The sequence below is a fragment of the Pseudomonas sp. ANT_H12B genome, from assembly GCF_008369325.1.
Classification (GTDB): Bacteria; Pseudomonadota; Gammaproteobacteria; order Pseudomonadales; family Pseudomonadaceae; genus Aquipseudomonas.
This window is the reverse complement of record NZ_VOBI01000002.1, coordinates 123,738-149,918: the sequence shown is the minus strand read 5'-3', so window position 1 is coordinate 149,918 and position 26,181 is coordinate 123,738. Positions and strand designations below refer to the sequence as shown.

Sequence of the window (26,181 nt, the reverse complement as noted above, 5' to 3'; positions counted from 1 at the left end):
CCTTGGTGCAGGGCAAGGCGCGAGGAACGTGGTTTGGTTGTCCCAAATGAGTTCCGAGCAACGCAGCCCTGCGCCAAGGGAGGTCCGTCGCGGCCGTCACCAAGCGTCAACAGACCCTATCTCAGGTCAGTGCTGTACACTGCACGACCTTGGCAGCCACACATTCCCCCGGCTGCGCTCCCGATCCTGGATTTTCCGGCCATGCAGAAAGAAACCGAAATCAAACTCCGCGTCAGCCGCGAAACCCTCGCTGCCCTGCGCGAGCACCCGCTCCTGAAAAAACGCAACAAAAGTGGCTGGGAACGCCGTGAGTTGATGAACCAGTACTTCGACACGCCTGAGCGCGACCTGGCCCGTGCCAAGGTTGCCCTGCGCCTGCGCCGCGATGGCGAAGAAGTGATTCAGACGCTCAAGACCCGCGGCCAGAGCGTCGCCGGTTTGTCCGAACGTAATGAATACGACTGGAACCTGCCCAAAGCCAAGCTCGACGTGAAGAAACTCGACGGCGAGTGCTGGCCTGAAGAATTGGCAGAGCTGGACAAGAAAACCCTGAAGCCGATCTTCACCACCGATTTTGTCCGCGAACGCGCGGAAATCGCCTGGGGCCGTGGCAAGACTAAAGTGGTCATCGAAGCTGCTCTGGATCTGGGTCACGTTGTCGTCGGCAAACAGAAAGAAGAAATCTGCGAGCTGGAACTGGAATTGCGCGAAGGCGAGCCGGCCGCACTGCTGGAACTGGCCGCCGAACTGGCCGCGACCCTGGCCCTGATGCCGTGTGACATCAGCAAGGCCGAGCGCGGTTATCGTTTGTACGACGCCAACAGTTATTCCCTGAGCCTGCCAGCGCCGCAGATCAGCGCCGAAATGCCGCTGGACGACGCCTTCGCCGCGCTGAGCTGGCACTTGCTGGGCAGCAGCCAGCGTCTGGCCGAACAGTATCGTTTCAATGGCCACTGGCGCCTGTTGCAGGACTGGGTCGAAAACCTCGCTGAATTGCGCGCATTGCTCAGCAGCCTCGGCCAAGCCGCACCGCGTCAGTCGACTCACGACCTGCGCGTCGCGCTGGATGCCTTGCTCGAAGACTGGCGCCCGTTGGTTCAGGCCGGTCTGGACGATGAAGACGTGCGCAAGGCCGCGCCGGAGCAGTTCCTCGAAGAACTCGAAGACCCGCGCTGGGGCCTGTTCTCGCTGAACACGTCGCGCTGGTTGCTGGCTCGCACCTGGGCTGCCGATCGCAACGTCCGTGGCAATCGCCAGGGCGCTGCGCAATTGGGCAGCTGGCTGCCACGCCTGCTGGGTGAAGAAGCGACGTCCCTGCAATTGCAGCGATATCAGCAACAACCGGAAGACCTGGCCGAGCAACTGCCGCGTATCGAGCGCATCCAGGCCTGGTTGCATCACGCCCGCAACGTGCTGGACATCCCGGAAATGGATCGCTTGTACGGCGAGCTCAAACAGCTTGCTCAATTGGCTAACGAGCCGATCACCGACGAATCGCTGGATGCGCGCAAGCAGCAGGCGATTGCTGTGTATCAGAATCGTGCCTGGAAGATGCTGCTGCGTATGTAATCTTGCGATGATGATCGTTCCCACGCTCTGCGTGGGAATGCCTCAAGGGACGCTCCGCGTCCAGGTAACGCGGAGCGTCACCGGCTGCATTCCCACGCGGGAGCGTGGGAACGATCAGTGTAGGGTCAGCGCAACACCGGCAAACTCGTCGTGGACTTGATCTCCGACAACGCCACGATCGAGTTGACCTCCTGTATCCCCGGCACCATCGACAACTTCTCGAAAAAGAAGCGCTCATACGCCTCGATATCTGCCGTAACAATCCGCAGCAAGAAATCCACCGACCCCATCAGCACATAACACTCCAGCACTTCGGGAAAACCGCGAATCGCCTCGGTAAACTCGGTGAAGTTCGAACGCCCATGCGCGTTGAGTTTGATTTCAGCGAAGATCTGCGTGTTCAGGCCGATTTTCTTGCGGTCGAGCAAGGTCACCTGCCCACGAATGATCCCCTCCTCCTTCATCCGCTGAATCCGCCGCCAGCACGGCGACTGCGACAGCCCCACCTGTTCGGCGATCTGCGCACTTGAGAGTGAAGCGTCCTCTTGCAGCAACGCGAGAATCTTGCGGTCGTAGCCATCCAGCTCGCTATGCATAGAAAAACCCGGAATTGATAACTTGGTGAATTGTGCAATTCGATGAACCGTCAATAAGCCCCATCATAGATAAGAAATGCCCCGCACCGAATGTAAAAATTCCTCCAGTGATTTTGGAGACCGACCATGCCGCATCTGGAAGCCGTGAACACCCCGCCAACCCGCGCCGATGTCTGGAACGCCAGCAACACCCACTGCCGCGTTCACTATCAATTGCTGGCGGAGGCCGAACCGGATCTGTTGTGCCGGGCGCTCAACCTGTTCGCCTTACAGTTCCTGACACCGCAACAGGTCAACGTGCAGCGGATGGACGATTTGATGTCGATCGACATCGTGATGGACGACCTGAGCTGGCACCGCGCCCAGGTCATCGCGGAAAAATTACGTAACTTGATCAGCGTCTGTTCGGTGGACCTGCAAGCCGCCGACTCTACGTGGGAGAAGCCCGCTCAGGCAGCAGGCTGAAAGAACTCGATACGGCTTCGTCGGGTAGTGGCCCAACGGTCGGCGGGTGCGCGACTATCCTTTGCGAACTGTTGTTCATGAGGAGCCCGCATGTCCGTTCAACTTGCCATTCAGGACCGCTGGCTGGATCTCAATGATTTGCTGCGTGAACTGGTCGCCCAAGGCTTTATCAGCCAGGACTCGGCCGAACACGCGCTTAATGCTCGACGCCGTCACGCCGCCAATGGCCAGATGCACCCGCTGGAGTTCATCGCCAGCCAGCATCTGGACGACCTTAGCCGTCCCAGTAAACACCTCGACCTGGAGAGCCTGACGCTGTGGCTGTCCCAGCAGGCCGGCCAGCCTTACTTGCGTATCGATCCGTTGAAGATCAACGTCGCGGCCATTACGCCGCTGATGTCCTACGCCTTCGCCCAGCGTCACAAGATTCTTGCGGTCTCCATCGACCGTGACGCGGTGACCGTGGCCAGCGCCCAACCCTACGTCACCGGCTGGGAAGCCGACCTGACCCACGTATTGAAGTTGCCGATCAAGCGTGTGGTCGCCAACCCGGTGGACATCCAGCGCTTCAGCGTGGAGTTCTTCCGCCTGGCCAAATCGGTCAGCGGCGCGACCAACGCCGATCAGCAAATAAACACAATGGGCAACTTCGAACAGTTGCTCAATCTCGGTGCCAGCGACCAGGAACCGGACGCCAACGACGCGCACATCGTCAATATCGTCGACTGGTTGTTCCAGTACGCGTTCCAGCAGCGCGCCAGTGACATCCACATCGAACCGCGACGCGAGCAAGGCACGGTGCGCTTTCGCATTGATGGCGTGCTGCACAACGTCTATCAATTCCCGCCGCAAGTGACCATGGCGATTGTCAGCCGCCTGAAAAGCCTCGGGCGGATGAACGTCGCGGAAAAGCGCAAACCCCAAGACGGCCGGGTGAAAACCAAGACCCCGGATGGCGGTGAAGTCGAACTGCGGCTGTCGACATTACCGACAGCGTTTGGCGAAAAAATGGTCATGCGAATCTTCGACCCGGAGGTGCTGCTCAAGGATTTCGACCAGCTGGGTTTCTCCACCGAAGACCTGCGCCGCTGGCAGGACATGACCCGCCAGCCCAACGGCATCATTCTGGTCACCGGGCCCACCGGTTCGGGGAAAACCACCACGCTGTACACCACGCTCAAGAAACTGGCGACGCCGGAGGTCAACCTCTGCACCATCGAAGACCCGATCGAAATGGTCGAGCCGGCGTTCAACCAGATGCAGGTCCAGCACAACATCGACCTGACCTTCGCCGCCGGTGTGCGCGCGCTGATGCGACAGGATCCGGACATCATCATGATCGGCGAGATACGCGATCTCGAAACCGCAGAAATGGCGATTCAGGCCGCGCTCACCGGCCACTTGGTGCTGTCGACGCTGCACACCAACGATGCGCCCAGCGCGATCAGTCGCCTGCTGGAACTCGGCGTGCCGCATTACCTGATCAAAGCCACGGTGCTCGGTGTCATGGCGCAACGCCTGGTCCGCACCTTGTGCCCGCACTGCAAGGCACCGCTGACATTGGGTGAAGAGGACTGGCAAACCCTGACCAAACCCTGGCAAGCGCCGCTACCGACCAACGCCCAACGCGCCATTGGTTGCCTGGAATGTCGCGACACCGGCTATCGCGGTCGCGCCGGGGTCTACGAAATCATGCAACTGACAGACGGCGTCAAAGCGCTGATCAACCCCGATACCGATTTGCTCGCGGTGCGGCGTCAGGCGTTCAAGGAAGGCATGCGCAGTTTGCGGCTGTCGGGGGCGCAAAAAGTGGCGGCCGGGCTGACGACTATCGAGGAGGTACTGCGGGTGACACCGCAGAGCGAGCAGAAATGAGTTCTTTTATGTCTCCTGATGATGCAAGGGCCGACTAACGGTTCTTATCCCCAACCGGCGCCGCTACACTCCTGCGATCGCAACATCATTGATCAACAGGGAATTGTTATGCAGATCGGTAGCGTGCTTTTACTTTTTGTCGGCCTCGTGGTCGCCATTCTGTTCATGGGTTTCAAGGTTGTGCCTCAGGGTTACCAGTGGACGGTCGAGCGTTTTGGCCGTTACACCAACACCCTCAAGCCTGGCCTGAACATCATCATTCCAGTGATGGACCGCATCGGTCGCAAGATCAACGTCATGGAAAGTGTGCTGGATATTCCGCCCCAGGAAGTCATCACTGCCGATAACGCCACGGTGCAGATCGATGCGGTGTGCTTCTTCCAGGTGGTCAACACCACCCAGGCCGCCTACGAGGTCAACAACCTCGAACACGCGATTCGCAATCTGCTGCAAACCAACATTCGTACCGTGCTCGGCTCCATGGAACTCGACGCGATGCTCAGCCAGCGCGACGGGATCAACGAAAAACTGCTGCGCACCGTCGACGAAGCCACGGCACCGTGGGGCATCAAGATCACCCGCATCGAGATCAAGGACATCAGCCCGCCGGCTGACCTGATGGCAGCCATGTCCGGGCAGATGAAAGCCGAGCGTATCAAGCGTGCGCAAATCCTTGAGGCCGAGGGCCTGCGTGCCGCTGCGATCCTGACCGCCGAAGGCAAGAAGCAGGCGCAAATCCTGGAGGCCGAGGGTGGCCGTCAGGCGGCGTTCCTTGAAGCTGAAGCCCGTGAGCGTCAAGCCGAAGCCGAAGCCCAGGCCACCAAAGTGGTATCCGAAGCGATTGCTGGCGGCAACGTGCAGGCGGTCAACTACTTCGTCGCACAGAAGTACATCGATGCGCTGGGCAAACTGGCCTCGGCCAACAACAGCAAAGTCATCCTGATGCCGCTCGAGGCCAGTTCGATGATCGGCGCAGTCGGCGGCATCGGCGAGATCGTCAAAGCCACGTTCGATAACAAGAAAGCCTGAGGCACGATATGTGGGCATTCCTGCAGCATTTATCGTTCTGGGACTGGCTGGCATTGGGCACTGTGCTGCTGATTCTCGAAGTGTTCGGGGCCGGCGGCTATCTACTGTGGATCGGCATGGCCGCTGCAGCCGTAGGTGTGCTGACTTTTGTCGCACCGGACATGTCTTGGGAATTGCAGTTTTTGCTGTTCGGCCTGCTCTCGATCGCTACCGCGCTGTATTGGTGGAGGCGCCAGCGCAGCGCTGTGCGGGAGAGTGATCAGCCGAACCTCAATCTGCGCGGCCAGGAACTGGTCGGCAAAACCTTTGTGGTGCACGAAGCAATTGTCGACGGTCGCGGCAAGATCAAGGTCGCCGACGGTGTGTGGATGGCCCGGGGGCCTGACGCCGCGCAGGGTAGTCGTGTTCGGGTGATCGGGCAGCAAGGGGCGATTCTGCTGGTCGAACCGACGGAATGAGCCGTGATTGAACTCAACTGGGTGATTGGCAATCAAACCCCGTAGTTAACCAGTGGAGTCACCCATCATGCGTCTCAAATTTGCTGTCGCTACCATCGCCTTGTTGTCCCTTCCAGTCGGTTCGGCGATGGCCGATAGCTTTTGGCGTAACGTCATCTCTTCCGGTGCAACCACCGGTTCGACCTACCTGACCTTCAAGGATCACAAGCTGATCGTTGCCGCCCAGGACGATGCAGGCAGCTTTGTTGCCAGCGACGGTGGCATCCGCGGCCCGTACCTGGAAGCCGCGATGCAGAAAGTCCGCGCCGACAACCCTGGCCTGCAGGCCACGGACATGGAATTGGCGAATGCGATCCTGGCGAAGAATGCCATTGCTTCCGAGTAAGTTTCTCAGCTGAACAAAAATGCCGCTCACATGAGCGGCATTTTTTTGCCAACGCAAAACCCTGTGGGAGCGGGCTTGCCCGCTCCCACAGGGGTCAGATATGAACGGAATCTCAGCGGTACTCATCCACCGGGACACAGGCGCAGAACAAATTGCGGTCGCCGTAAACATTGTCCACCCGATTCACCACCGGCCAATACTTGTGCGCCTTGGTGTGAGCGTCCGGCGTTACCGCCTGCTCGATGCTGTACGGCCGCTCCCAAACTCCAGTGATATCAGCCAAGGTATGCGGCGAACGTTTCAGCGGGTTGTCCTCGGCCGACCAGTTGCCATTCTGCACCTCGGTGATTTCCGCGCGAATGCTCAGCATCGCCCCGATAAAACGGTCCAGTTCCGCCTTCGATTCACTCTCGGTCGGTTCGACCATCAACGTGCCCGGCACCGGGAACGACATGGTCGGCGCATGGAAGCCGTAGTCCATCAAGCGCTTGGCAACATCCTCCTCGCTGATCCCGGTCAGCGCCTTGAGCGGCCGCAAATCGAGGATGCACTCGTGGGCCACCCGCTCGTTTCGCCCGGTGTAAAGCACCGGGAACGCACCGGACAAATGCTGCGCCAGGTAATTCGCAGCGAGGATCGCCACTTCGCTGGCGTCCGCCAGTTGCGGGCCCATCATGGCGATGTACATCCAGCTGATCGGCAGAATGCTCGCACTACCCCAGGGCGCTGCGCTGACTGCGCCGTTCTGCGGCAGTGGCCCCTCGATCGGCACGACCGGATGATTGGCGACGAACGGCGCCAAATGCGCCCGCACACCAATTGGCCCCATGCCCGGCCCTCCTCCGCCATGAGGGATGCAGAAGGTCTTGTGTAAGTTCATGTGCGACACGTCGGCGCCAATGTCCGCTGGCCGCGCCAGTCCGACCTGAGCGTTGAGGTTGGCGCCATCCATGTACACCTGACCGCCGTGGCTGTGGATAACTTCACAGATCTCGCTGATGCCTTCCTCGTACACGCCGTGAGTCGAAGGATAAGTCGCCATCAGGCAGGCAAGTTTGTCCCCTGCTTCCGCGGCTTTACCTTTCAGGTCATCCAGATCGACGTTACCTGCCTCGTCGCAATCGACGATCACCACCCGCATGCCCGCCATTTGCGCCGAAGCCGGGTTGGTGCCGTGAGCCGAGGACGGGATCAGGCAGATATCTCGCGTCCCTTGATGGCGGCTCTCGTGGTATTTGCGGATCGCCAGCAGCCCGGCGTATTCACCCTGAGCACCTGAGTTGGGTTGCATGCAGATCGCGTCGAAACCGGTAATCGCGCAGAGCCAACGCTCCAGTTCTTCGATCATCAATGAGTAACCGACTGCCTGCTCTTTCGGCACGAACGGGTGCAGGTTGGCGAATTGCGGCCAGGTGATGGGGATCATCTCGCTGGTGGCGTTGAGCTTCATGGTGCAGGAGCCCAGCGGAATCATTGACTGGTTAAGGGCAAGGTCCTTGTTCTCCAGTTGCTTGAGGTAACGCAGCATCTCGGTTTCGCTGTGATGGGCGTTGAACACCGGGTGACGCAAATAAGGCGAGGTACGCAGCAGACCAGAGGGAATGCCGGCCGCAAGGGCTTCAGCGTCCAGTTCGTCGACGTCAAGCCCATGATCGGCACCGAGGAACACATCAAACAACTTCGCGACGGTGGATTCGTCAGAGGTTTCGTCGAGGCTCAGCCCCAGTTGCCCACGCCCGAGAATGCGTAAATTGATCTGTGCGGCCTGGGCGCTTTCGATGATTGCCGTCTGAGCACCACCGACCTCCAGCGTCAGCGTGTCGAAAAAGTGTGTGTTGAGGCGAGTGATGCCGTGGCGCTCCAGGCCAGCAGCGAGGATGCTGGTCAGCCGATGGACGCGTTGGGCAATGCGTTTGAGCCCTTCCGGACCGTGGTAGACCGCATAGAAACTGGCAATGTTGGCCAGCAGCACCTGCGCGGTGCAAATGTTCGAGTTAGCCTTCTCCCGGCGAATGTGTTGCTCGCGGGTTTGCAGGGCCATGCGCAGGGCGACGTTACCGCGAGCGTCTTTCGAAACACCGATGATCCGCCCGGGAATCGCCCGTTTGTACTCATCGCGACTGGCGAAAAACGCTGCGTGAGGCCCGCCGTAACCCATGGGCACGCCGAAACGCTGGGATGAACCGAACACCACATCGGCGCCCAATTCCCCCGGAGGCGTCAGCAATAGCAGGCTCAACAGATCGGTGGCGACGCAGGCCAGGGCTTGCTGAGCATGCAGATGATCAATCAATGGGCGAAGGTCGCGGATCTCACCGTGAGTGTCGGGATACTGCAGCAACGCGCCGAACACCTTGTGCTGCTTCAAGTTATCCACAGCATCGATGATCAGCTCGAAGCCGAATCCTTCTGCTCGGGTCTGCACCACGGAAATCGTCTGCGGATGACAGTTTTCGTCGACGAAGAACAGATTGCTCCTGGACTTGGCGACACGCTTGGCCAGCGCCATGGCTTCCGCCGCGGCGGTCGCTTCATCCAGCAGCGAGGCGTTGGCCAGTTCCAGGCCCGTGAGGTCGATGGTCAATTGCTGGAAGTTGAGCAACGCTTCGAGCCGCCCTTGGGCGATCTCCGGTTGATAGGGCGTGTAGGCGGTGTACCAGCCGGGATTTTCCAGCACGTTGCGCACAATAACAGGCGGGGTGAGGGTGGCGTGGTAGCCCATGCCGATCAGGCTGGTCCAGACCTGGTTCTGCTCGGCGTAAGCGCGAAGCTTGGCCAGCGCGGCTTCTTCATCGAGGGCGGGTGGCAGATCGAGCGGCCTGTTCAGGCGGATTCCCGGCGGCACCGTCTGCTCGATCAACTCGACCCGGCTGCCGAGGCCGAGGCTGTCGAGCATCGCCTGTTGCTCGGCGGCATCGGGCCCAAGGTGGCGGCGAAGAAAGGCATTGGGGTCGCGTAACTGGCTCAAGGACGGCAACTGGGACATGACGGGCTCTCTCTTGACTGGCGCTCAACGTCGATGCAACTCGGTCAAACCAGCATAGCAGTCGATGCCGACAGCGAACCTTTGGGCAAGGTCGACACTTACCCTGTGGGAGCGAGCAGGCTCGCTCCCACAAGGGGAAAATTCGTCAGGCGAAAAAAAGCCCCGACAAGTCGGGGCTTTGGGGATGACGCTTGAGGCTTACTCGCCGATGGCGGCCTTGTAGCCAGCTGCATCGAGCAGCTTGTCCAGATCGCCAGTGTTGCTTGGCTTGAGCTTGAAGATCCACGCACCGTACGGGTCGGAGTTGAGCAACTCAGGGTTGCCGCTCAGTTCTTCGTTGATGGCAATCACTTCGCCGGCAACCGGGGAGTAGATGTCCGAAGCGGCTTTAACCGACTCCACCACACCGGATTGATCACCGGCAGCGAAGACTTTTCCGACTTCGGTCAGCTCAACGAACACCACATCGCCCAAGGCTTCCTGAGCGTGATCGCTGATGCCCACGGTGACGGTGCCATCGGCTTCCAGGCGGGCCCATTCGTGACTTTCGGCAAAACGCAGGTCGGCAGGGATATCGCTCATGTTCTGTGTCCTCAAGAAAAATGTCAGCGGTCGTTGCCCGCCAAAAAAGGTTAGATCAAGGTTTTGCCATGGCGTACGAAGGTCGGTTTGACCACTCGAACCGGGTACCACTTGCCACGGATTTCCACTTCTGCGCGGTCGGCAGTTGCCATCGGCACGCGCGCCAGTGCTATCGACTTGCTAAGCGTAGGAGAGAAACTACCACTGGTGATCTCCCCTTCGCCAACATTGGCGATGCGGACCACTTGATGAGCACGCAAAACCCCACGCTCCTCAAGGACCAGACCCACCAGTTTGTGCTGTACGCCACCGGCCCGTTCGGCTTCCAGCGCAGTGCGACCGATGAACTGACGAGTGGCCGGTTCCCAGGCAATGCTCCAGGCCATGTTGGAGGCGAGCGGTGAAACGTCCTGATGAATGTCCTGACCGTAGAGGTTCATGCCGGCTTCGACCCGCAGAGTATCGCGTGCCCCCAGACCGATCGGCGAGATGCCCGCGCCCACCAGATCGTTGAAGAATCCTGGCGCTTGATCGGCTGGCAGAACGATTTCCAGGCCATCTTCGCCGGTGTAACCGGTGCGCGCGATAAACCAGTCGCCGTCGGCCTGACCTTCGAAAGGCTTGAGCATCTGAATCAGGTTGCCGCGGGACTGGGTCACCAGCTCGGAGATTTTGTGCCGGGCCTGGGGTCCTTGAATGGCCAGCATCGCCAACTCGGAGCGCTCGTTGAGCTGCACATCGAAACCATCGAGGTGAGCCTGCATCCAGGCGAGGTCCTGATTGCGGGTGGAGGCGTTGACCACCAGACGATAACCGTCGTCGAGGCGGTAGACGATCATGTCGTCGACGATGCCGCCGCGCTCATTGAGCATGGTGCTGTACAAGGCACGGCCGGGGCTGTGCAGGCGTTCGACGTCATTGGCCAGCAAATGCTGAAGCCAGGCCTTGGCCTGAGAGCCACTGACATCGATCACGGTCATGTGGGATACATCGAAAACTCCGCAATCGCGGCGCACCTGATGGTGTTCCTCAACCTGCGAGCCGTAATGTAAAGGCATATCCCAACCGCCAAAATCGACCATCTTCGCGCCAAGAGCGAGGTGAAGGTCATACAGAGGCGTACGCTGTCCCATGGGTTTCTCCTTCCGGGCGTGGCGAAGGTGCGGCAGGTGCCGTATGGGCTGGAAGCCTTGAAATAAAAGGCTTTCAGCCGATTTCAGCTACCGGGTCTGTCAGACGGACCGCACCGAATGCCGCGCATTGTAGCCTCAAGGTGTAGGACTGACACCTAGGTGTTTCGATGCGCCGAACGTCGAATCAATCCGATGACCGGTAATAGCCCGACCAAAACCAGAGTCAGGGCAGGCAACGACGCCCTCGCCCATTCACCTTCACTGGTCATTTCGAAGATCCGCACCGCCAGCGTATCCCAGCCAAACGGGCGCATCAGCAGGGTCGCGGGCATTTCCTTGAGCACATCGACGAACACCAGCAACGCAGCGCTCAACGTTCCTGGCAGCAATAACGGCAGATACACTTTGAAAAACAGTCGTGGCCCACCGACGCCAAGGCTACGTGCTGCTTCGGGCAAAGATGGCCGTATTCGCGCCAGACTGCTTTCCAGCGGCCCGTAAGCCACCGCGATGAAACGCACCAGATAGGCCAGCAGCAATGCCGACAAACTGCCCAGGAGCAAAGGTTTACCGGCCCCGCCAAGCCAACCCGAGACCGGAATCACCAGTTCTCGATCCAGATAACTGAACGCCAGCATGATCGACACCGCCAGCACCGACCCCGGCAAGGCGTAGCCGAGGTTGGCCAGGCTGATGCCGGAGCGGATCACCCGGGTCGGCGCCTGTCGTCGAGCAAACGCCAGCACCAGGGCAACGCCGACGGTAATCAACGCCGCTATGCCGCCCAGGTACAAGGTATGAACAATCAGCCCGGCGTAACGCTCATCCAGATCGAAGCGCCCGCGCTGCCAGAACCACACCACCAGTTGCAGCATCGGAATGACGAAGGCGCAGGCGAATACCAGACCGCACCAACTCATCGCCGCCCATGCTTTGAAGCCACGCAGGTGATACAGCGCCTTGACCCTTGGTCGTTCATTACTCGCCCGGTTGGCCCCGCGCGCTCGACGCTCGCCGTACAACACGACCATCACCACCAGCAGCAACAGGCTGGCCAGTTGTGCGGCGGTGGACAGGCTGAAAAACCCGTACCAGGTTTTGTAGATGGCGGTGGTGAATGTGTCGAAGTTGAACACCGACACCGCGCCGAAATCCGCCAGGGTTTCCATCAGCGCTAACGCCACACCAGCACCAATGGCCGGTCGCGCCATGGGCAAGGCGACTCGCCAGAACGCTTGCCACGGGGATTGCCCAAGGACTCGCGCCGCTTCCATCAGGCCTTTGCCCTGGGCCAGGAACGCGGTGCGAGCCAGCAGGTAAACGTAGGGATAGAAGACCAGCACCAGGACCAGAATGACACCGCCGGTGGAGCGCACTCGTGGCAGCCTCAGGCCGGTGCCGAACCATTCACGCATCAGGGTTTGTACGGGGCCGGCGAAATCCAGCAAACCGACGAAGACGAATGCCAGCACGTACGCGGGAATCGCGAATGGCAGCATCAACGCCCAATCCAGCCAGCGCCGGCCGGGGAACTCACAAAGGCTGGTGAGCCAGGCGAGGCTTACGCCCAAGAGCGTTACGCCGATCCCCACGCCGAGCACCAGGGTCAGAGTGTTGCCCAGCAGGCGCGGCATCTGGGTTTCCCAGAGGTGGGACCAGATCTGTTGATCGATGGTTTGCCAGGAAAAAAACAGGACACTCAGGGGTAGCAGGACCAGCGCAGCAATGGCGAAGACCAGGGGGTACCAGCGGCGTTGGGCGGGGTGGGCCAAGGAAAAGCTCTCAGCGGTGTGAATCAATAGAAATGATTGTGCCCACGCTCTGCGTGGGCACACATGTTGTGACGCTCTGCGTCACGCTTCGACGCGGAGCGCCGGTAGATGCATTCCCACGCAGAGCGTGGGAACGATCAGTGTCACAAAGGCGCGCAGTATAACGGTGGCTTCAGTTCCAGCCAGCCCGATCCATCATGCGAATCGCTTCGGCCTGACGCTTGCCGGCAATTTCCACAGGCAATGTATCGGCGACAAACTTGCCCCAGGCTGCGACTTCCGCGGACGGCTGCACCGCAGGATTGGCCGGGAATTCCTGGTTCACGTCAGCGAAGATTTTCTGCGCTTCAGGGGTAGTCATCCACTCAACCAGGGCTTTGGCGGCTTGCGGGTGTGGCGCGTGCTTGGTCAGGCCGATGCCCGACAGGTTCACGTGTACACCACGATCACTCTGGTTCGGCCAGAACAGCTTCACCGCCAGGTCAGGCTTCTGCTTGTGCAGGCGACCGTAGTAGTAAGTGTTGACGATGCCGACGTCGCACTGGCCCGCGTTGATTGCTTCCAGCACCGCGACGTCATCGGAGAACACGTCGGTGGACAGGTTGTTGACCCAACCCTTGAGAATTTTCTCGGTTTTGTCGGCGCCGTGGACTTCGATCATGGTGGCAGTCAGGGACTGGTTGTAGACCTTCTTCGACGTACGCAGGCACAGGCGACCTTCCCAGTTCTTGTCGGCCAGACCTTCGTAGGTGGTCAACTCGCCCGGCTTCACCCGCTCAGTGGAGTAGGCGATGGTCCGCGCCCGCAGGCTCAGGCCAGTCCAGGCATGGGCGGAGGAGCGATATTGCAGCGGGATGTTGGCGTCGATCACCTTGGAGGTGAACGGCTGCAGGATGCCCATTTGCTCGGCCTGCCAGAGGTTGCCGGCATCAACGGTCAGCAGCAGGTCCGCGGTGGCGTTCTCGCCCTCGGCCTTGATCCGCTGCATCAGCGGCGCTTCCTTGTCGGTGATGAACTTCACCTGCACGCCGGTTTTCGCGGTATAGGCATCGAAAACCGGTTTGATCAGCTCGTCGATACGCGAGGAGTAAACCACCACCTCGTCAGCGGCCTGGGCAGCGGTGCTGCCAATCAGGGTCAGGGCTAGCGCGGTCAGTAGACGCTTCGGTACCAACATGGGCGCGATCTCTCGATGGGGAATTTGAGGCCAAATGATATGGACTCACATTTAGCTTCTCAATCGAACAGTTTGCGGAGGAGTTACCAGATGTTGCACGGCTTGAAATATGTGGTGGCTGTACCAGCCCTTTCGCGGGCAAGCCCGCTCCCACAGGGATCTCCAGTGTTCACACATAATGTTGTGATCACCCGAATCCTTGTGGGAGCGGGCTTGCCCGCGAAGGGGCCATCAGCCCCAGCGAAAATCTCAGGCCTTGGCCAGTGCCGGCAAATCCCCGGTCAACCCCAACGCTTCACGCACAAACAACGCCTTGGCTTCAGGCATCTGATCGACCATCTTCAACCCGGCATTACGCAACCAGCGCACCGGCAACGGATCGGCCTGGAACAGTCGCTCGAAGCCTTCCATCGCCGCCATCAGCGCCAGATTGTGTGGCATGCGCCGACGCTCGTAACGACTAAGCACTTTCACATCCGCCAGGCGCTCACCACGTGCGGCCGCTTGCAGCAACACTTCGGCCAGCACGGCGGCATCGAGAAAACCAAGGTTCACGCCCTGCCCGGCCAATGGGTGAATGGTGTGCGCCGCGTCACCGATCAGTGCCAGGCCTTCAGCCACATAACGCTTGGCATGACGCTGACGCAGCGGTACGCACAGACGCGGGTCGGCGCTGAGCACCGTGCCGAGCCGGCCTTCGAAGGCGCGCTCCAGCTCCCGGCAGAAACCTTCGTCATCCAGCGCCATCAAGCGCTCGGCTTCACTCGGCGTGGTCGACCAGACGATCGAACACCAATCCTGCTGACCGTCCCGCTCCAGCGGCAGGAACGCCAGAGGACCGTTGTCGGTGAATCGCTGCCAGGCTGTCATCTGATGAGGCTTGGAACTGCGCACACTGGTGACGATCGCGTGGTGCAGGTAATCCCACTCGCGAGTCGCCACGCCGGTCAGGCGCCGTACCGCCGAGTTGGCGCCGTCCGCCGCGATCACCAGCGGTGCACGCAAGGTGCGGCCATCGGCGAGGGTCAGCAGCCAGTCATCACCCGAGCGGCGTATCTGCTCCAGGCGCGCATTCGCCAGCATCCCGAGGTCACAGTCATGCAAACGATCGAGCAAGGCATCCTGGACCACGCGGTTCTCGACGATATGCCCCAGCACGTCGGCGTGCACGGTGCCCGCCGAGAAATGAATCTGCCCGGTGCCGCTGCCGTCCCAGACGTGCATGTCGGTGTAAGGGCTGCTGCGCCGGTTGGCGATGCCGTCCCACACGCCAAGGCGCTCAAGAATTCGCTGGCTGGCGGCCGACAAGGCGCTCACTCGCGGCTCGAACGAAGCCTGAACATCGAAGGGTTTGACACTCATGGGGCTGCCGTCCAGCAGCAGGACTTCCAGCCCGCTGTCCTGCAACGCCAGCGCCAGGGCGCTGCCGACCATTCCCGCCCCGACAATCAGCAGATCTGCGCGCATTTCCATGCTTTAAGCCTGTCTCGCTTGCGGCTTGAGCCGCACGTAAAGGGTTTTTCCGACCCGCGCCACCAAGGTGCCGGCGCCGTCATGAATATCGACCTGCAATTGCGGCAGGTACTTTTCGCCATCCGCTGTCTGCCGACGGATCTCGTCGAGCAAGGTATCGTCGATTCTGAAGCTGGCGAATACCGGGCCTTTGCCCGGCGCGATGAAATCGATGTCGGCGGCTTTGTCCCAGACGATGTATTTCGGTCCGAGGTTTTCCAGCAACATCAGCATGTAGAACGGATCAACCATCGAGTACAGGCTGCCACCGAACTGGGTGCCGACGTAATTTCGGTTGTACCAGCCCAAGCCCATGGACACTTTGATGTCACGGAAATCATCACTGATGTATCTCACTCGGACCCCGGCGCCGAGGTACGGCGGGTAGAAGCTCATCGCCCAACACATCAATCGCGCCTTGCCGAACTTGTTGGTCAGCCACTTAAGCATCGGGACGCGTACCCAAACCCATGGCCTGCCGCGCGAACCAGCGTTTGGCCTGCGGCAACAGGTCCAGCCCGAGCAGACCGATGTTGCGGCCCAGGGAAACCAACGGTTGAGTGCTGCCGAACAAACGGGTGACCTGATCGGAGAAACCCACGGTCAGGTTCTGATCCAGACGCTGACGCTCGCGGTAAGCCTGTAAGGTCGCAAAGTCGCCGGGAGCTGTTTCGCTGGCCAGCAACGCATCGGCCAGCGCTTGAGCATCACGCAAAGACAGGTTGAAACCTTGCCCTGCAATCGGGTGCAGGCTGTGGGCAGCATTGCCGAGAATCGCCAGATGTGGACGCACTTGTTCTTCGGCTTCGATCAGCGAAAGTGGATACAGATTTCGCGCGCCAACCTGCTTTAACGTGCCGAGCCGATAGCCGAACACGCCCTGCAATTCGCTGAGGAAGCTGCGTTCATCAAGGGCCGCCAGCCGTTGTGCATCCATTCCCTGACGGGTCCAGACCAGTGCGCAGCGGTTTTCCGGCAACGGCAGCAAGGCCATCGGGCCGTCATCGGTGAAACGCTCGAAGGCCATGCCGTTGTGCGCTTCACTTGGGGTGATGTTGGCGATCAGAGCGCTCTGGTTGTACGGACGCTTTTTGATGCCAATCCCCAGTTGCTCGCGCAGGCCGGAACGGCCGCCATCAGCGAGCACCGCGAGGTCGCATTCCACAAGGGTTTCATCGTTGAGGGTCAGGCGATAGCCATCGATCAGCGGCTCCATGCGCGTGACTTCCGCCGGGCAACGCCAGCTGATCACGTCCTTGTCCAGACCTTGCCAGAGGCATTGACCGAGCCAGGCGTTTTCCACCACATAACCCAGCGCCGGAACGCCCTCCTCCATCGCCGACAGTCGCGCGGTGGAGAAGCGTCCACGGTCGGAGACATGAATCTGCTTGATCGGCTCGGCGCGGCGGGAGATTTCCTGCCACACGCCCAACCGTTGATAAATCTGCTTGGCGCCGTACGACAACGCCGAAGAACGGGCGTCATAGCTCGGTTGATAGGTATCGCCAGGCGCGAACGGTTCGATCAGTACGATCTTCCAGCCACGAGCCTTGGCCCCGGCTTGCAACGCCAGCGCCAGACTTGCACCAACCAGACCGCCACCGATGATTGCCAGATTGACTCGACTCATGCCGCTTGTGTCCGTGCGGCAGCCATCAAGGCCTCGATATCGGCGACCGTTTTCGGCACACCTTTGGTCAGGATTTCACAGCCGGTTTTGGTGACCACTACGTCGTCCTCGATGCGCACGCCAATGCCGCGCCATTTCTTCGCTACGTTCTGGTTGCCCGGAGCAATGTAGATGCCCGGTTCCACGGTCAGCGCCATGCCGACTTCCAGCACGCGCCATTCGCCGCCGACCTTGTATTCGCCGACATCGTGCACATCCATGCCCAGCCAGTGGCCGGCGCGGTGCATGTAAAACGCCTTATAGGCTTCGCTGGCGATCAACTCGTCGACGTCGCCCTGCAACAGGCCCAACTTCACCAGACCGGTGGTAATCACCCGGACTGTGGCTTCGTGGGCCTGATTCCAGTGTTTGTTCGGGGCAATTTCGGTAAACGCGGCTTCTTGTGAGGCCAGCACCAACTCGTAAATCGCCTTCTGTTCCGCTGAATACTTGCCGTTGACCGGCCAGGTGCGGGTGATGTCGCTGGCGTAGCAATCGATCTCGCAACCGGCATCGATCAACACCAGATCGCCGTCCTTGAGCACCGCGTCATTCTGCTGGTAATGCAGGATGCAGCTGTTGCGCCCCGACGCGACAATCGAACCGTAGGCCGGCATCTTCGCCCCGCCCTTGCGAAACTCGTAATCGAGTTCGGCTTCCAGGCTGAACTCATGCAGCCCGGCCCGGCTCGCCTGCATCGCGCGGATGTGTGCCTGGGCGGAAATCCGTGCGGCTTCACGCATCACCTTCACTTCTGCCGCCGATTTATACAGGCGCATGTCGTGAAGCAGATGATCCAGGGCAACGAATTCGTTCGGCGGCTGGGCGCCGAGGTGCGCTTTAGAGCGGATCACGTTGATCCAGTCCATCAGGTGCCGGTCGAATTCCGGGTTGCTGCCCATCGCCGAATACACCCGGTCGCGGCCTTCGATCAGGCCCGGCAGGATGTCGTCGATGTCGGTGATGGGGAATGCATCGTCGGCGCCGAAGTCGCGGATCGCGCCTTCCTGTCCGGCGCGCAGGCCGTCCCACAACTCTCGCTCGGCGTTGCGTTCACGGCAGAACAGAATGTATTCGCCATGTAAACGACCCGGCATCAACACGATGACCGCCTGAGGCTCGGGAAAGCCGCTGAGGTACTGGAAATCGCTGTCCTGGCGGTAGACATGCTCGACATCACGGTTGCGGATGGCAACCGCGGCGGCGGGCAGAATGGCAATGCTGTTGGGTTCCATCTGCGCCATCAAGGCCTTGCGGCGACGGCTGTATTCCGATTTCGGGATATGAATCATGGGCAGATGGCTTTTCCTGGCTCGCGATTAATGCAACGACGGTTTGGCGACAGCCGACTCGGCCGGTTTTTTGGTCTCGGTGAACAGCAGCAGCGGCGCGACGCGCAGATACTCCATCACTTCCATGTAGTCGCTTTCGCCGTCTTCGGACTCTTCCAGGGCATCTTGCACCTGAGAAATGGCCGCCAGATCCTGCAACACTTCGGTGGCCTCGGTGCTCAGCATGCTGCTGTCTCGGCAGTTGAGGCCGAAACCGCTGAGGAAGCCCTGGCACCATTCGCCCAGCGCAGCGGCACGGTCAGCCAGTGGTTCGTCATCAGTCGGCAGCAGCAGAACGACTGTCACGTCGTCGCCGGTAAGCTCGCCCTTGACCATCTCCTGCAAGCCGATCAGGGCGTTGCGGACATTATCCTGCGGCTCGCTTTCGAGCAGTTCGGCGGCATCGATCAGCCAGCCTTCGGCATCGAAGCCGGCACCGGCGCAACTGCGGCCGAGCAGCAGGCCATGCAGTTCGGCAGGCGAGACGTTATGACCGCTGGAAGTCAGCAGTGTGGCGAAGGCTTGGTACGGGGAATTCTGAATGGGCATGGGCAGCTAGGCGCCAGACGGCGCTATGTCTAGAATGAAGGCCTTGTATCCTACATCGACAGACTCGCCAAGACTATTAAAGGCTGTCCGCCAGCTACCACTCATCAAGCACAAATTCAGTGGACACAATGGAAGACACCGACCTGCAAGCGCTGATGGCCAGACTCGAACTGCTAATTAACCGCGTCGAGCAACTAAAGAGTCAAAACGGACTCCTATTAGCTCAGGAAAAGACCTGGCGCGAGGAACGCGCTCACCTCATTGAAAAGAACGAAATCGCCCGGCGTAAGGTCGAATCAATGATTTCGCGCCTCAAGGCCCTGGAGCAAGACTCATGAGTTCAAGCAATAGCGTTACCGTGCAGATCCTCGATAAAGAATATTCGATCATCTGCCCTCAGGAAGAGCGCAGCAACCTGGTGAGCGCAGCCCGTTACCTGGACGGCAAGATGCGCGAAATCCGCAGCAGCGGCAAAGTCATCGGCGCCGATCGCATCGCCGTAATGGCCGCGCTGAACATCACGCACGATCTCCTGCACAAGGAAGAACGTCCGGATGTACAGGCCAGCGGCTCGACCCGTGAGCAGGTTCGCGACCTGCTGGATCGCGTCGATCTGGTGCTCGCAACCGATCCGGACGTCACCAAGGGCTGAAACGCGAAACCGCTTGGGGTATACTCGCATCACTCCCTGGGGTGCTTGCCAGTTGACCACGTCCCTGAGCCGATTCGCACTACCCTGGAAGTTGCACGTTGGGCTGGTGTGCATGTCCGCTAGACGGAAAGCCTTAAAGCCTACTGCATCTTCCACCTTGAACTTTCGGGTTCAAGGGCTAAGTCAGCAGCGGTTCATCCGGGGAGCCTGATTCCAGTCCGATGCCGGTTTAAATACCGGCGTCGGCTTTTTTACGGGTACGCTTTATGTACCCGCACTGCCGAAGCCCGAATCCATGACCGAACCTGCGCTGCTGCCCCGCCCGCAACTTCGACGCATGCTGCGCAAGGCCCGCCGCGCATTGACCCCCAGTCAACAGCGCCAGGCTGCTCGCGGGCTGTATAAACAATTGGCCCAGCAGCCATTGTTTCGCCGCGCTAAACACATCTCCCTCTATCTGCCCACCGACGGTGAAATCGATCCGCGCGTGCTGCTGCGTGCCGCTCAACGTCGGGGCAAGGCCACTTATCTGCCGGTGCTCAGTGCCTGGCCGCGAACCAAAATGGTGTTCCAGCGGATTCGCCCCGGCGAGAAACTCAAACCCAACCGTTTCCGAATTCTCGAACCCAGGCACAACCTCGCCCGGCAACGTAAAGTCTGGGCGCTGGACTTAGTGTTGTTGCCATTGGTTGGGTTTGACGACGTTGGCGGACGCCTGGGCATGGGCGGCGGCTTCTACGACCGAAGCCTGGCCTATTTGGCGCGGCGCAAAAACTGGCGCAAGCCGACGTTATTGGGTCTGGCCCATGAATGTCAGAAGGTCGAGCGATTGGCTCAGGCGAGCTGGGATGTGCCGTTGCAAGGAACGGTGACAGACAAGGCATGGTATTACGCGGGCTAAACGCCACTGCAATCAGCGGCGTCGAAAATACAGATCAGCGCTTGAAGGCCGACGGCTGCTGTTGCTGAGCGATCTCGATCGGCGCGTCGGTCTTGTTGTTCCATAGGCTTTGGGCATAGCCGGTGGTCACGACGCCGAGGCCGAACAAAATAACCAAAATCCATAGTAAATCCGGTTTGCGTTTCATCGATTGCCCCCCAAAGGCACATCAACACGATGACAGCAGCGGTTTCCGTTGTAGGTGTAGGCCGTGCAGCAGCGTCAAGCTTAGAAGGCCGGCATTCTGCGACAACGTGAACCTACACGCAAACACTGGCGTCAACCGACTGTCGGTTTGTCATAAAATTGCCGGACAACTTGCCCATTCACCCCGCAAGGAGCAAAAACCATGGCCTACTGGCTGATGAAATCCGAGCCTGATGAACTTTCGATCAAAGATCTGGAGACACTCGGCCGAGCGCGCTGGGACGGAGTTCGCAACTACCAGGCGCGTAATTTTTTGCGAGCCATGGCAGTCGGCGACGAATTTTTCTTCTATCACTCCAGCTGCCCTGAGCCGGGTATTGCCGGAATAGGAAAGATTGTCGAAGCCGCGTATCCAGACCCGACGGCGCTGGAGCCGCAGAGTCATTACTTCGATCCGAAGGCTTCGCCCGAGAAAAACGCCTGGAGCGCGATTGATGTCGCGCATCTCGAGACGTTCCCCAAGGTGCTGAAACTGGATTATCTGAAGCAGCAGACGGCGCTGGCCGAGATGCCGCTGGTGCAGAAAGGCTCGCGACTGTCGGTAATGCCGGTGACGGCTGAGCAATGGGCTGCGGTGAAAGCACTCAAGCCGTAAAATTTCCTGCGTTTCTCCGAATGCCATCGCGGGCAAGCCCGCGATGAGGGCCGCCCGGACAAAGAAGGACTTATTGGATGATGAGGTTGTTGAACAACAGATCCTCAACCACCGGCTTGCCGGTCTCATCGTTCATGATTTGCTGGGTCTGCTTCAAGGCTTCCTGACGTAGTTTTTCCTTGGCCTCGACGTTGTTCATCGCCTCGGTCGTTTGCTGGGCAAACAGCGCCACCAGTTGATTGCGAATCAACGGCTCATTGGCTTTCACCAGTTTGGTCGCCTCGTCACCCGTCACCCGCAACGCCACATCAGCCTTGTAGACCTTGAGCTTCGGCGTACCGTCCAGCCCATAGTTGCCCACGAAAGGCGGGCTCAGGGTGATGTAATTGACCTTCGGAGCTGCACCTTCTTTGGCTTCTTCGGCCATCGCTGCCACAGGCAGAGACACGGCCAGCAACAACATGATCCACGCTTTCACAATTCGCTCCTTATCCGGTTTGCGGCCTAGCATAACGACCCGCCTCGCCAGCACAAGCTTATGGCTGACTATCAGGGGCGGGCATGCTCGTTGACCCATCGACTCACACACCTACACTTATCGGCCATTACTCCCAAAGGAATAGCCCTGATGAAAGCCGTGCTGTGCAAAGCCTTCGGCCCTGCCGAATCGCTGGTGCTGGAAGACGTCGCCAGTCCTGTCGCGAAGAAGAATGAAATCCTGCTGGACGTGCATGCCGCCGGGGTGAACTTCCCTGACACGCTGATCATCGAGGGCAAATATCAGTTCAAACCGCCCTTCCCGTTTTCCCCGGGCGGCGAAGCGGCTGGCGTGGTCAGCGCGGTGGGCGAAAAGGTCAGTCATCTGAAAGTCGGTGACCGGGTCATGGCCCTGACCGGCTGGGGCAGCTTCGCCGAACAAGTCGCGGTGCCGGGTTACAACGTACTGCCGATCCCGCCGTCGATGGACTTCAACACCGCCGCCGCGTTCAGCATGACTTACGGCACCTCGATGCACGCGCTTAAGCAACGCGCAAACCTGCAACCCGGGGAAACCCTGCTGGTACTCGGCGCTTCGGGCGGTGTCGGCCTCGCCGCTGTGGAAATCGGCAAAGCCATGGGCGCTCGCGTAATCGCTGCCGCCAGCAGCGCCGAGAAACTCGCCGTAGCCAAGGCTGCTGGCGCCGATGAGCTGATCAATTACAGCGAAACCAGCCTCAAGGATGAAATCAAACGCCTGACCGACGGCCAGGGTGCCGATGTGATTTACGACCCGGTCGGTGGCGATCTGTTCGATCAGGCCATCCGCGCCATCGCCTGGAACGGCCGCTTGCTGGTAGTCGGTTTCGCCAGCGGGCGCATTCCGGAACTGCCGGTGAACCTGGCGCTGCTCAAAGGTGCGGCAGTGGTCGGCGTGTTCTGGGGTTCGTTTGCCCAGCGCCAGCCTCAAGACAATGCGGCGAACTTCCAGCAATTGTTTGGCTGGTTTGCCGAGGGCAAGTTGAAGCCGTTGGTGTCGCAGGTGTATCCGCTGAGCCATGCAGCGCAGGCGATCAATGATCTTGGTCAGCGCAAGGCGGTCGGGAAAGTGGTGGTGCAGGTTCGCTGAGCCTGCGTAGGAGCGAGGCTTGCCCGCGAAGGAATCGATGCGGTGTCTGCGCTGCGGCTGATGACGCCGTCGCCGGCAAGCCTGGCCCCTACAGGTAATGTGCGACACACAAAAAATACCCCCGATCTCAGGATCGAGGGCTTTTTTTGGCCAAGGCTAAAGCAACTCGCTAATCTCCTTCGGCAGCAAACTCATGTATTTGCGAACAGGGCTCGCCCGGCACTCTCTGACGATTCTCGGCACACGCTTATTCAGCCTGGCAATCAATGCCAGGCGCTGCTCATTCTGCAGCTGCGTCGTGTAAATCACGTTCGACAGATAGGCACGGGTGTAATCAAACACTTTTGAATCAACCCACGCGTACTCCGGAAAATCGACCAACGCCTCATTGATGTCACGGCACCTCAATTGTTTAAGCCATTGGTTGGTGTGTATGGGCGTATCCAGATCCAGTCTGAAAACCATCGGGGCAGTCACTACCAGCTCGGCAGGTTTGTCGCCTTCTATCACCCACGGCTTGAAGCGCCACTGCGCTATCGCTTTCCGGGCCGCTTCCGCCAAGTCAGGATGATCGCTTTGCAAAATGCTCAATTTGTCGACCGAACCATCGGCATTCACAGTGAATCTGACCCGGACTTCACCCGTTATCCCGGCCCTGAAAAGCTCTCTGGGGTAAATCGGCTTCGGATTATTCTCCGGTATCAAAAACACCTCCCCCGCTCGAACACCGATTGCAACAATCCACAACAGCACAAACGCAAACCACCGCATAACCACTCCCTGTCGCATCGGCAATGCCAGATCTGGCACCTGCACACAGGTTAAGGATCAGCGCCTCAAAACAAAACACCGCGACTTCCCTTTCAAGCGAAGGACATTTCCCAAAGCCCTGTCCTACTCCGGTCTGAAATACGGCACTGAGGGGTGCAAGTAACGTTTCCCACACCGTCCTTCACTTATACCTGAGCGACATGTTCGTAAAAGAACATGCAACGTCCAACTTTTCCCCTGTTTTGCTGATGCGAACCGGTGCTATTTTCGGTAATGAAACTGTAACATTCGCATCCGCAGTCAAAACAAGAAATCTGGAGCTCTTGAATGTTTGCTTTCTTTCGTCCTGCCGCACATCAGGCTCCATTGCCTGAAGAAAAAATAGACAACACCTATCGACGCCTTCGCTGGCAGATCTTCGCTGGTATTTTCATCGGCTACGCCGGCTATTACCTGCTGCGCAAAAACTTCTCCCTGGCCATGCCCTATCTGATCGAAGAGGGCTATACCCGCGGTGAGCTGGGCCTGGCGCTGTCGGCCATCGCCATTGCCTACGGCCTGTCCAAGTTCCTGATGGGTATCGTGTCCGACCGTTCCAATCCGCGTTTTTTCCTGCCCTTCGGCCTGTTGGTTTCAGCCGGTGTGATGTTCATCTTCGGCTTCGCGCCCTGGGCGACGTCCAGCGTGACCATCATGTTCATCCTGCTCTTTATCAATGGCTGGGCTCAGGGCATGGGCTGGCCACCGAGTGGGCGGACGATGGTGCACTGGTGGTCGCAGAAGGAACGTGGTGGCGTAGTGTCCTTGTGGAACGTGGCGCATAACGTCGGTGGTGGCCTGATCGGCCCGCTGTTCCTGCTCGGCATGGGCCTGTTCAATGACTGGCACGCAGCGTTTTACGTGCCGGCGGCAGTCGCCTTGGCGGTGGCGGTGTTTGCCTTCGTCACCATGCGCGACACCCCGCAATCGGTGGGCCTGCCGCCCATCGAGAAGTACAAGAACGACTACCCGGAAGGCTACGACGCCAGCCACGAAGAAGAATTCAGCGCCAAGGAAATCTTCGTCAAATACGTGCTACGCAACAAAATGCTCTGGTATATCGCCCTGGCCAACGTCTTCGTCTACCTGTTGCGCTACGGCGTGCTGGACTGGGCGCCGACCTACCTCAAGGAAGCCAAGGGCTTCACCGTGGATAAAACCTCGTGGGCCTACTTCTTCTACGAATGGGCAGGTATTCCGGGCACGCTGCTATGTGGCTGGATGTCGGACAAGATCTTCCGTGGCAACCGTGGCCTGACCGGTATGGTGTTCATGGCATTGGTGACTGTTGCAACTCTGGTGTACTGGCTCAACCCGGCGGGCAACCCGACAGTCGACATGATCGCGCTCGTCTCGATCGGCTTCCTGATTTACGGCCCGGTGATGCTGATCGGCCTGCAAGCGCTGGAATTGGCACCGAAGAAAGCCGCCGGTACGGCAGCGGGCTTCACGGGTCTGTTCGGTTATCTGGGTGGTTCGGTCGCGGCCAGTGCAGCGATGGGCTACACCGTGGACCACTTCGGCTGGGATGGCGGTTTCGTGCTGCTGATCGGCGCATGCTTACTGGCGATGGCCTTCCTGGCGCCGACGCTGTGGCACAAACAAGTTGCCAGTCAGAGCCGCGAAGCGATCGCCTGATCGGACTTTGATTTGCAGCGCTTGAGCCGCGCCTCCAGATTCCGGTCTGGCATGGCGTGGCTACGCAGGGCGTTGGCGGTCTGCTCGACATAATCGCGAGTGGTACCGTAACGCCCGCAAGCGTTTTCGAACACGTGGCTCAACACGTGATCCGGGAGGTCGCCGGCATAGCTGGGCAGGTGCCGTTCCAAAACAAATCCCAACGCCTGAACCTGACTTCCATCTTCAAGACGGCAGTTGAGCCAGTGTGGGCGATAGGACGGGAATGGCATTTCTCTTTGCCAAAGTGCATATAACGAAGCGTCGAGTTGTTCTTCGGGCAATCGATAAGCAAACCCGCTGCAAGAGCCACCGCGATCCAGGCCAAATACCAGCCCGGGCACTTCAGGCGTGCCGCGATGTTCGTGGGACCACAGGTACAAACCGCGATGGTAGCCATGCACGCGACCGCGCACCCTCTCCACCGCCGCGCATTCAGGGCGCCAGATCAGCGAGCCGTAAGCGAACAGCCACACCGGCCCGCCTTTGTGGCGCGCCATGGTTGACTGCATCGAGCTGAGCAATTGTTCGTGCGTATGCTGCGGCCCCAGATCGAGTCGCGGCGGGTAAGCCAGATTCAAAAAAGCGGATTCAATGGCACTCATG

General features: G+C 59.6%; 27 protein-coding genes and 1 other RNA gene. 13 read left to right on the top strand and 15 right to left on the bottom strand.

Going from position 1 to position 26,181, the window contains the following annotated elements; translation table 11 throughout:
* Positions 1-201 precede the first annotated feature (201 nt).
* Positions 202-1,569, top strand: coding sequence for an inorganic triphosphatase (locus FQ185_RS03585; protein ID WP_149416279.1), 1,368 nt, complete (start codon positions 202-204; stop codon positions 1,567-1,569).
* A gap of 125 nt (positions 1,570-1,694) precedes the next feature.
* Here the strand turns inward: FQ185_RS03585 and FQ185_RS03580 are convergent, their stop codons facing one another.
* Positions 1,695-2,165 carry an Lrp/AsnC family transcriptional regulator gene (locus tag FQ185_RS03580; RefSeq protein ID WP_018927598.1) on the bottom strand — a complete coding sequence of 157 codons (471 nt, stop codon included), beginning with the start codon at positions 2,163-2,165 and terminating at the stop codon, positions 1,695-1,697.
* A 126-nt stretch (positions 2,166-2,291) separates the two neighbouring features.
* Here FQ185_RS03580 and FQ185_RS03575 point away from each other — a divergent pair, with 126 nt between their 5' ends.
* From FQ185_RS03575 to FQ185_RS03555, 5 genes are all read left to right on the top strand, one after another.
* A complete protein-coding gene (locus FQ185_RS03575) occupies positions 2,292-2,630 on the top strand; it encodes a hypothetical protein (RefSeq protein WP_149416278.1) in 339 nt (112 codons plus the stop codon).
* Between the two features lie 90 nt (positions 2,631-2,720).
* Complete coding sequence (locus FQ185_RS03570) at positions 2,721-4,505, top strand: GspE/PulE family protein (protein ID WP_149416277.1); 1,785 nt, start codon at positions 2,721-2,723, stop codon at positions 4,503-4,505.
* Between the two features lie 108 nt (positions 4,506-4,613).
* Entirely contained in the window at positions 4,614-5,534 is a 921-nt protein-coding gene (locus FQ185_RS03565; protein WP_149416276.1) for an SPFH domain-containing protein, read from the top strand.
* Between the two features lie 8 nt (positions 5,535-5,542).
* A complete protein-coding gene (locus tag FQ185_RS03560; protein ID WP_149416275.1) occupies positions 5,543-5,992 on the top strand; it encodes an NfeD family protein in 450 nt (149 codons plus the stop codon).
* 67 nt (positions 5,993-6,059) lie between these two features.
* Positions 6,060-6,377, top strand: a complete 318-nt coding sequence (locus FQ185_RS03555) for a DUF2388 domain-containing protein (RefSeq protein ID WP_149416274.1) — start codon at positions 6,060-6,062, stop codon at positions 6,375-6,377.
* A gap of 112 nt (positions 6,378-6,489) precedes the next feature.
* Here FQ185_RS03555 and gcvP read toward each other — a convergent pair whose 3' ends face one another.
* The 10 genes from gcvP to FQ185_RS03500 form a co-directional block, all read right to left on the bottom strand.
* Entirely contained in the window at positions 6,490-9,363 is a 2,874-nt protein-coding gene (gene gcvP, locus FQ185_RS03550; RefSeq protein ID WP_149416273.1) for an aminomethyl-transferring glycine dehydrogenase, read from the bottom strand.
* 198 nt (positions 9,364-9,561) lie between these two features.
* Complete coding sequence (gene gcvH, locus FQ185_RS03545) at positions 9,562-9,945, bottom strand: glycine cleavage system protein GcvH (RefSeq protein WP_149416272.1); 384 nt, start codon at positions 9,943-9,945, stop codon at positions 9,562-9,564.
* 50 nt (positions 9,946-9,995) lie between these two features.
* A complete protein-coding gene (gene gcvT / locus FQ185_RS03540; protein WP_149416271.1) occupies positions 9,996-11,078 on the bottom strand; it encodes a glycine cleavage system aminomethyltransferase GcvT in 1,083 nt (360 codons plus the stop codon).
* Positions 11,079-11,233: 155 nt separating this feature from the next.
* Positions 11,234-12,850 carry an iron ABC transporter permease gene (locus FQ185_RS03535; RefSeq protein ID WP_149416270.1) on the bottom strand — a complete coding sequence of 539 codons (1,617 nt, stop codon included), beginning with the start codon at positions 12,848-12,850 and terminating at the stop codon, positions 11,234-11,236.
* A gap of 172 nt (positions 12,851-13,022) precedes the next feature.
* The gene (locus tag FQ185_RS03530) at positions 13,023-14,027 is read right to left on the bottom strand and encodes an extracellular solute-binding protein (RefSeq protein ID WP_149416269.1); all 1,005 of its coding nucleotides are present in this window, start codon (positions 14,025-14,027) and stop codon (positions 13,023-13,025) included.
* A gap of 249 nt (positions 14,028-14,276) precedes the next feature.
* Positions 14,277-15,494: a 2-octaprenyl-3-methyl-6-methoxy-1,4-benzoquinol hydroxylase gene (locus FQ185_RS03520; protein WP_178113490.1), complete on the bottom strand. Its 1,218-nt coding sequence runs from the start codon at positions 15,492-15,494 to the stop codon at positions 14,277-14,279.
* A 9-nt stretch (positions 15,495-15,503) separates the two neighbouring features.
* Positions 15,504-15,989: a DUF4442 domain-containing protein gene (locus FQ185_RS03515; protein WP_149416267.1), complete on the bottom strand. Its 486-nt coding sequence runs from the start codon at positions 15,987-15,989 to the stop codon at positions 15,504-15,506.
* The gene (ubiH, locus tag FQ185_RS03510; RefSeq protein WP_149416266.1) at positions 15,982-17,169 is read right to left on the bottom strand and encodes a 2-octaprenyl-6-methoxyphenyl hydroxylase; all 1,188 of its coding nucleotides are present in this window, start codon (positions 17,167-17,169) and stop codon (positions 15,982-15,984) included. The genes FQ185_RS03515 and ubiH overlap by 8 nt, the downstream gene beginning before the upstream one ends.
* A complete protein-coding gene (gene pepP / locus FQ185_RS03505; protein WP_149416265.1) occupies positions 17,166-18,500 on the bottom strand; it encodes a Xaa-Pro aminopeptidase in 1,335 nt (444 codons plus the stop codon). Before pepP ends, ubiH begins: the two co-directional genes overlap by 4 nt.
* 27 nt (positions 18,501-18,527) lie before the next feature.
* On the bottom strand, positions 18,528-19,088 hold the full coding sequence (locus FQ185_RS03500; RefSeq protein ID WP_149416264.1) for a YecA family protein: 561 nt from the start codon (positions 19,086-19,088) through the stop codon (positions 18,528-18,530).
* Between the two features lie 128 nt (positions 19,089-19,216).
* Here FQ185_RS03500 and FQ185_RS03495 point away from each other — a divergent pair, with 128 nt between their 5' ends.
* From FQ185_RS03495 to FQ185_RS03480, 4 genes are all read left to right on the top strand, one after another.
* Entirely contained in the window at positions 19,217-19,426 is a 210-nt protein-coding gene (locus tag FQ185_RS03495) for a TIGR02449 family protein (protein ID WP_003213954.1), read from the top strand.
* Positions 19,423-19,740: a cell division protein ZapA gene (locus FQ185_RS03490; protein WP_007942435.1), complete on the top strand. Its 318-nt coding sequence runs from the start codon at positions 19,423-19,425 to the stop codon at positions 19,738-19,740. Before FQ185_RS03495 ends, FQ185_RS03490 begins: the two co-directional genes overlap by 4 nt.
* Before the next feature lie 30 nt (positions 19,741-19,770).
* Positions 19,771-19,949, top strand: a non-coding RNA gene (gene ssrS, locus FQ185_RS03485) — 6S RNA.
* A gap of 86 nt (positions 19,950-20,035) precedes the next feature.
* A complete protein-coding gene (locus tag FQ185_RS03480) occupies positions 20,036-20,641 on the top strand; it encodes a 5-formyltetrahydrofolate cyclo-ligase (RefSeq protein WP_149416263.1) in 606 nt (201 codons plus the stop codon).
* Positions 20,642-20,675: 34 nt separating this feature from the next.
* Here FQ185_RS03480 and FQ185_RS03475 read toward each other — a convergent pair whose 3' ends face one another.
* Complete coding sequence (locus FQ185_RS03475) at positions 20,676-20,828, bottom strand: hypothetical protein (RefSeq protein ID WP_007942433.1); 153 nt, start codon at positions 20,826-20,828, stop codon at positions 20,676-20,678.
* Positions 20,829-21,029: 201 nt separating this feature from the next.
* On the opposite strand from FQ185_RS03475, the gene FQ185_RS03470 reads away from it, so the two are divergent.
* On the top strand, positions 21,030-21,482 hold the full coding sequence (locus tag FQ185_RS03470) for an EVE domain-containing protein (RefSeq protein WP_149416262.1): 453 nt from the start codon (positions 21,030-21,032) through the stop codon (positions 21,480-21,482).
* A 70-nt stretch (positions 21,483-21,552) separates the two neighbouring features.
* Here FQ185_RS03470 and FQ185_RS03465 read toward each other — a convergent pair whose 3' ends face one another.
* Positions 21,553-21,960, bottom strand: coding sequence for a flagellar basal body-associated protein FliL (locus FQ185_RS03465; protein WP_149416261.1), 408 nt, complete (start codon positions 21,958-21,960; stop codon positions 21,553-21,555).
* A 150-nt stretch (positions 21,961-22,110) separates the two neighbouring features.
* Between FQ185_RS03465 and FQ185_RS03460 the strand changes: the two genes are divergently transcribed.
* Entirely contained in the window at positions 22,111-23,088 is a 978-nt protein-coding gene (locus tag FQ185_RS03460; RefSeq protein WP_149416260.1) for an NADPH:quinone oxidoreductase family protein, read from the top strand.
* A gap of 156 nt (positions 23,089-23,244) precedes the next feature.
* Here the strand turns inward: FQ185_RS03460 and FQ185_RS03455 are convergent, their stop codons facing one another.
* Positions 23,245-23,859 carry an energy transducer TonB gene (locus FQ185_RS03455; protein ID WP_149416259.1) on the bottom strand — a complete coding sequence of 205 codons (615 nt, stop codon included), beginning with the start codon at positions 23,857-23,859 and terminating at the stop codon, positions 23,245-23,247.
* Positions 23,860-24,186: 327 nt separating this feature from the next.
* Between FQ185_RS03455 and glpT the strand changes: the two genes are divergently transcribed.
* Positions 24,187-25,536: a glycerol-3-phosphate transporter gene (gene glpT, locus FQ185_RS03450; protein ID WP_149416258.1), complete on the top strand. Its 1,350-nt coding sequence runs from the start codon at positions 24,187-24,189 to the stop codon at positions 25,534-25,536.
* Here glpT and FQ185_RS03445 read toward each other — a convergent pair.
* Positions 25,512-26,180 carry a gamma-glutamylcyclotransferase gene (locus tag FQ185_RS03445; protein WP_149416257.1) on the bottom strand — a complete coding sequence of 223 codons (669 nt, stop codon included), beginning with the start codon at positions 26,178-26,180 and terminating at the stop codon, positions 25,512-25,514. The two genes, glpT and FQ185_RS03445, sit on opposite strands and share 25 nt — an antisense overlap.
* Position 26,181: the final 1 nt, after the last annotated feature.

Coding starts and splice junctions, on each gene's coding strand:
- FQ185_RS03585 (WP_149416279.1), top strand. CDS start 202: ATGCAGAAAGAAACCGAAATCAAACTCCGCGTCAGCCGCGAAACCCTC.
- FQ185_RS03580 (WP_018927598.1), bottom strand. CDS start 2,165: ATGCATAGCGAGCTGGATGGCTACGACCGCAAGATTCTCGCGTTGCTG.
- FQ185_RS03575 (WP_149416278.1), top strand. CDS start 2,292: ATGCCGCATCTGGAAGCCGTGAACACCCCGCCAACCCGCGCCGATGTC.
- FQ185_RS03570 (WP_149416277.1), top strand. CDS start 2,721: ATGTCCGTTCAACTTGCCATTCAGGACCGCTGGCTGGATCTCAATGAT.
- FQ185_RS03565 (WP_149416276.1), top strand. CDS start 4,614: ATGCAGATCGGTAGCGTGCTTTTACTTTTTGTCGGCCTCGTGGTCGCC.
- FQ185_RS03560 (WP_149416275.1), top strand. CDS start 5,543: ATGTGGGCATTCCTGCAGCATTTATCGTTCTGGGACTGGCTGGCATTG.
- FQ185_RS03555 (WP_149416274.1), top strand. CDS start 6,060: ATGCGTCTCAAATTTGCTGTCGCTACCATCGCCTTGTTGTCCCTTCCA.
- gcvP (WP_149416273.1), bottom strand. CDS start 9,363: ATGTCCCAGTTGCCGTCCTTGAGCCAGTTACGCGACCCCAATGCCTTT.
- gcvH (WP_149416272.1), bottom strand. CDS start 9,945: ATGAGCGATATCCCTGCCGACCTGCGTTTTGCCGAAAGTCACGAATGG.
- gcvT (WP_149416271.1), bottom strand. CDS start 11,078: ATGGGACAGCGTACGCCTCTGTATGACCTTCACCTCGCTCTTGGCGCG.
- FQ185_RS03530 (WP_149416269.1), bottom strand. CDS start 14,027: ATGTTGGTACCGAAGCGTCTACTGACCGCGCTAGCCCTGACCCTGATT.
- FQ185_RS03520 (WP_178113490.1), bottom strand. CDS start 15,494: ATGCGCGCAGATCTGCTGATTGTCGGGGCGGGAATGGTCGGCAGCGCC.
- FQ185_RS03515 (WP_149416267.1), bottom strand. CDS start 15,989: ATGCTTAAGTGGCTGACCAACAAGTTCGGCAAGGCGCGATTGATGTGT.
- ubiH (WP_149416266.1), bottom strand. CDS start 17,169: ATGAGTCGAGTCAATCTGGCAATCATCGGTGGCGGTCTGGTTGGTGCA.
- pepP (WP_149416265.1), bottom strand. CDS start 18,500: ATGATTCATATCCCGAAATCGGAATACAGCCGTCGCCGCAAGGCCTTG.
- FQ185_RS03500 (WP_149416264.1), bottom strand. CDS start 19,088: ATGCCCATTCAGAATTCCCCGTACCAAGCCTTCGCCACACTGCTGACT.
- FQ185_RS03495 (WP_003213954.1), top strand. CDS start 19,217: ATGGAAGACACCGACCTGCAAGCGCTGATGGCCAGACTCGAACTGCTA.
- FQ185_RS03490 (WP_007942435.1), top strand. CDS start 19,423: ATGAGTTCAAGCAATAGCGTTACCGTGCAGATCCTCGATAAAGAATAT.
- FQ185_RS03480 (WP_149416263.1), top strand. CDS start 20,036: ATGACCGAACCTGCGCTGCTGCCCCGCCCGCAACTTCGACGCATGCTG.
- FQ185_RS03475 (WP_007942433.1), bottom strand. CDS start 20,828: ATGAAACGCAAACCGGATTTACTATGGATTTTGGTTATTTTGTTCGGC.
- FQ185_RS03470 (WP_149416262.1), top strand. CDS start 21,030: ATGGCCTACTGGCTGATGAAATCCGAGCCTGATGAACTTTCGATCAAA.
- FQ185_RS03460 (WP_149416260.1), top strand. CDS start 22,111: ATGAAAGCCGTGCTGTGCAAAGCCTTCGGCCCTGCCGAATCGCTGGTG.
- FQ185_RS03455 (WP_149416259.1), bottom strand. CDS start 23,859: ATGCGGTGGTTTGCGTTTGTGCTGTTGTGGATTGTTGCAATCGGTGTT.
- glpT (WP_149416258.1), top strand. CDS start 24,187: ATGTTTGCTTTCTTTCGTCCTGCCGCACATCAGGCTCCATTGCCTGAA.
- FQ185_RS03445 (WP_149416257.1), bottom strand. CDS start 26,180: ATGAGTGCCATTGAATCCGCTTTTTTGAATCTGGCTTACCCGCCGCGA.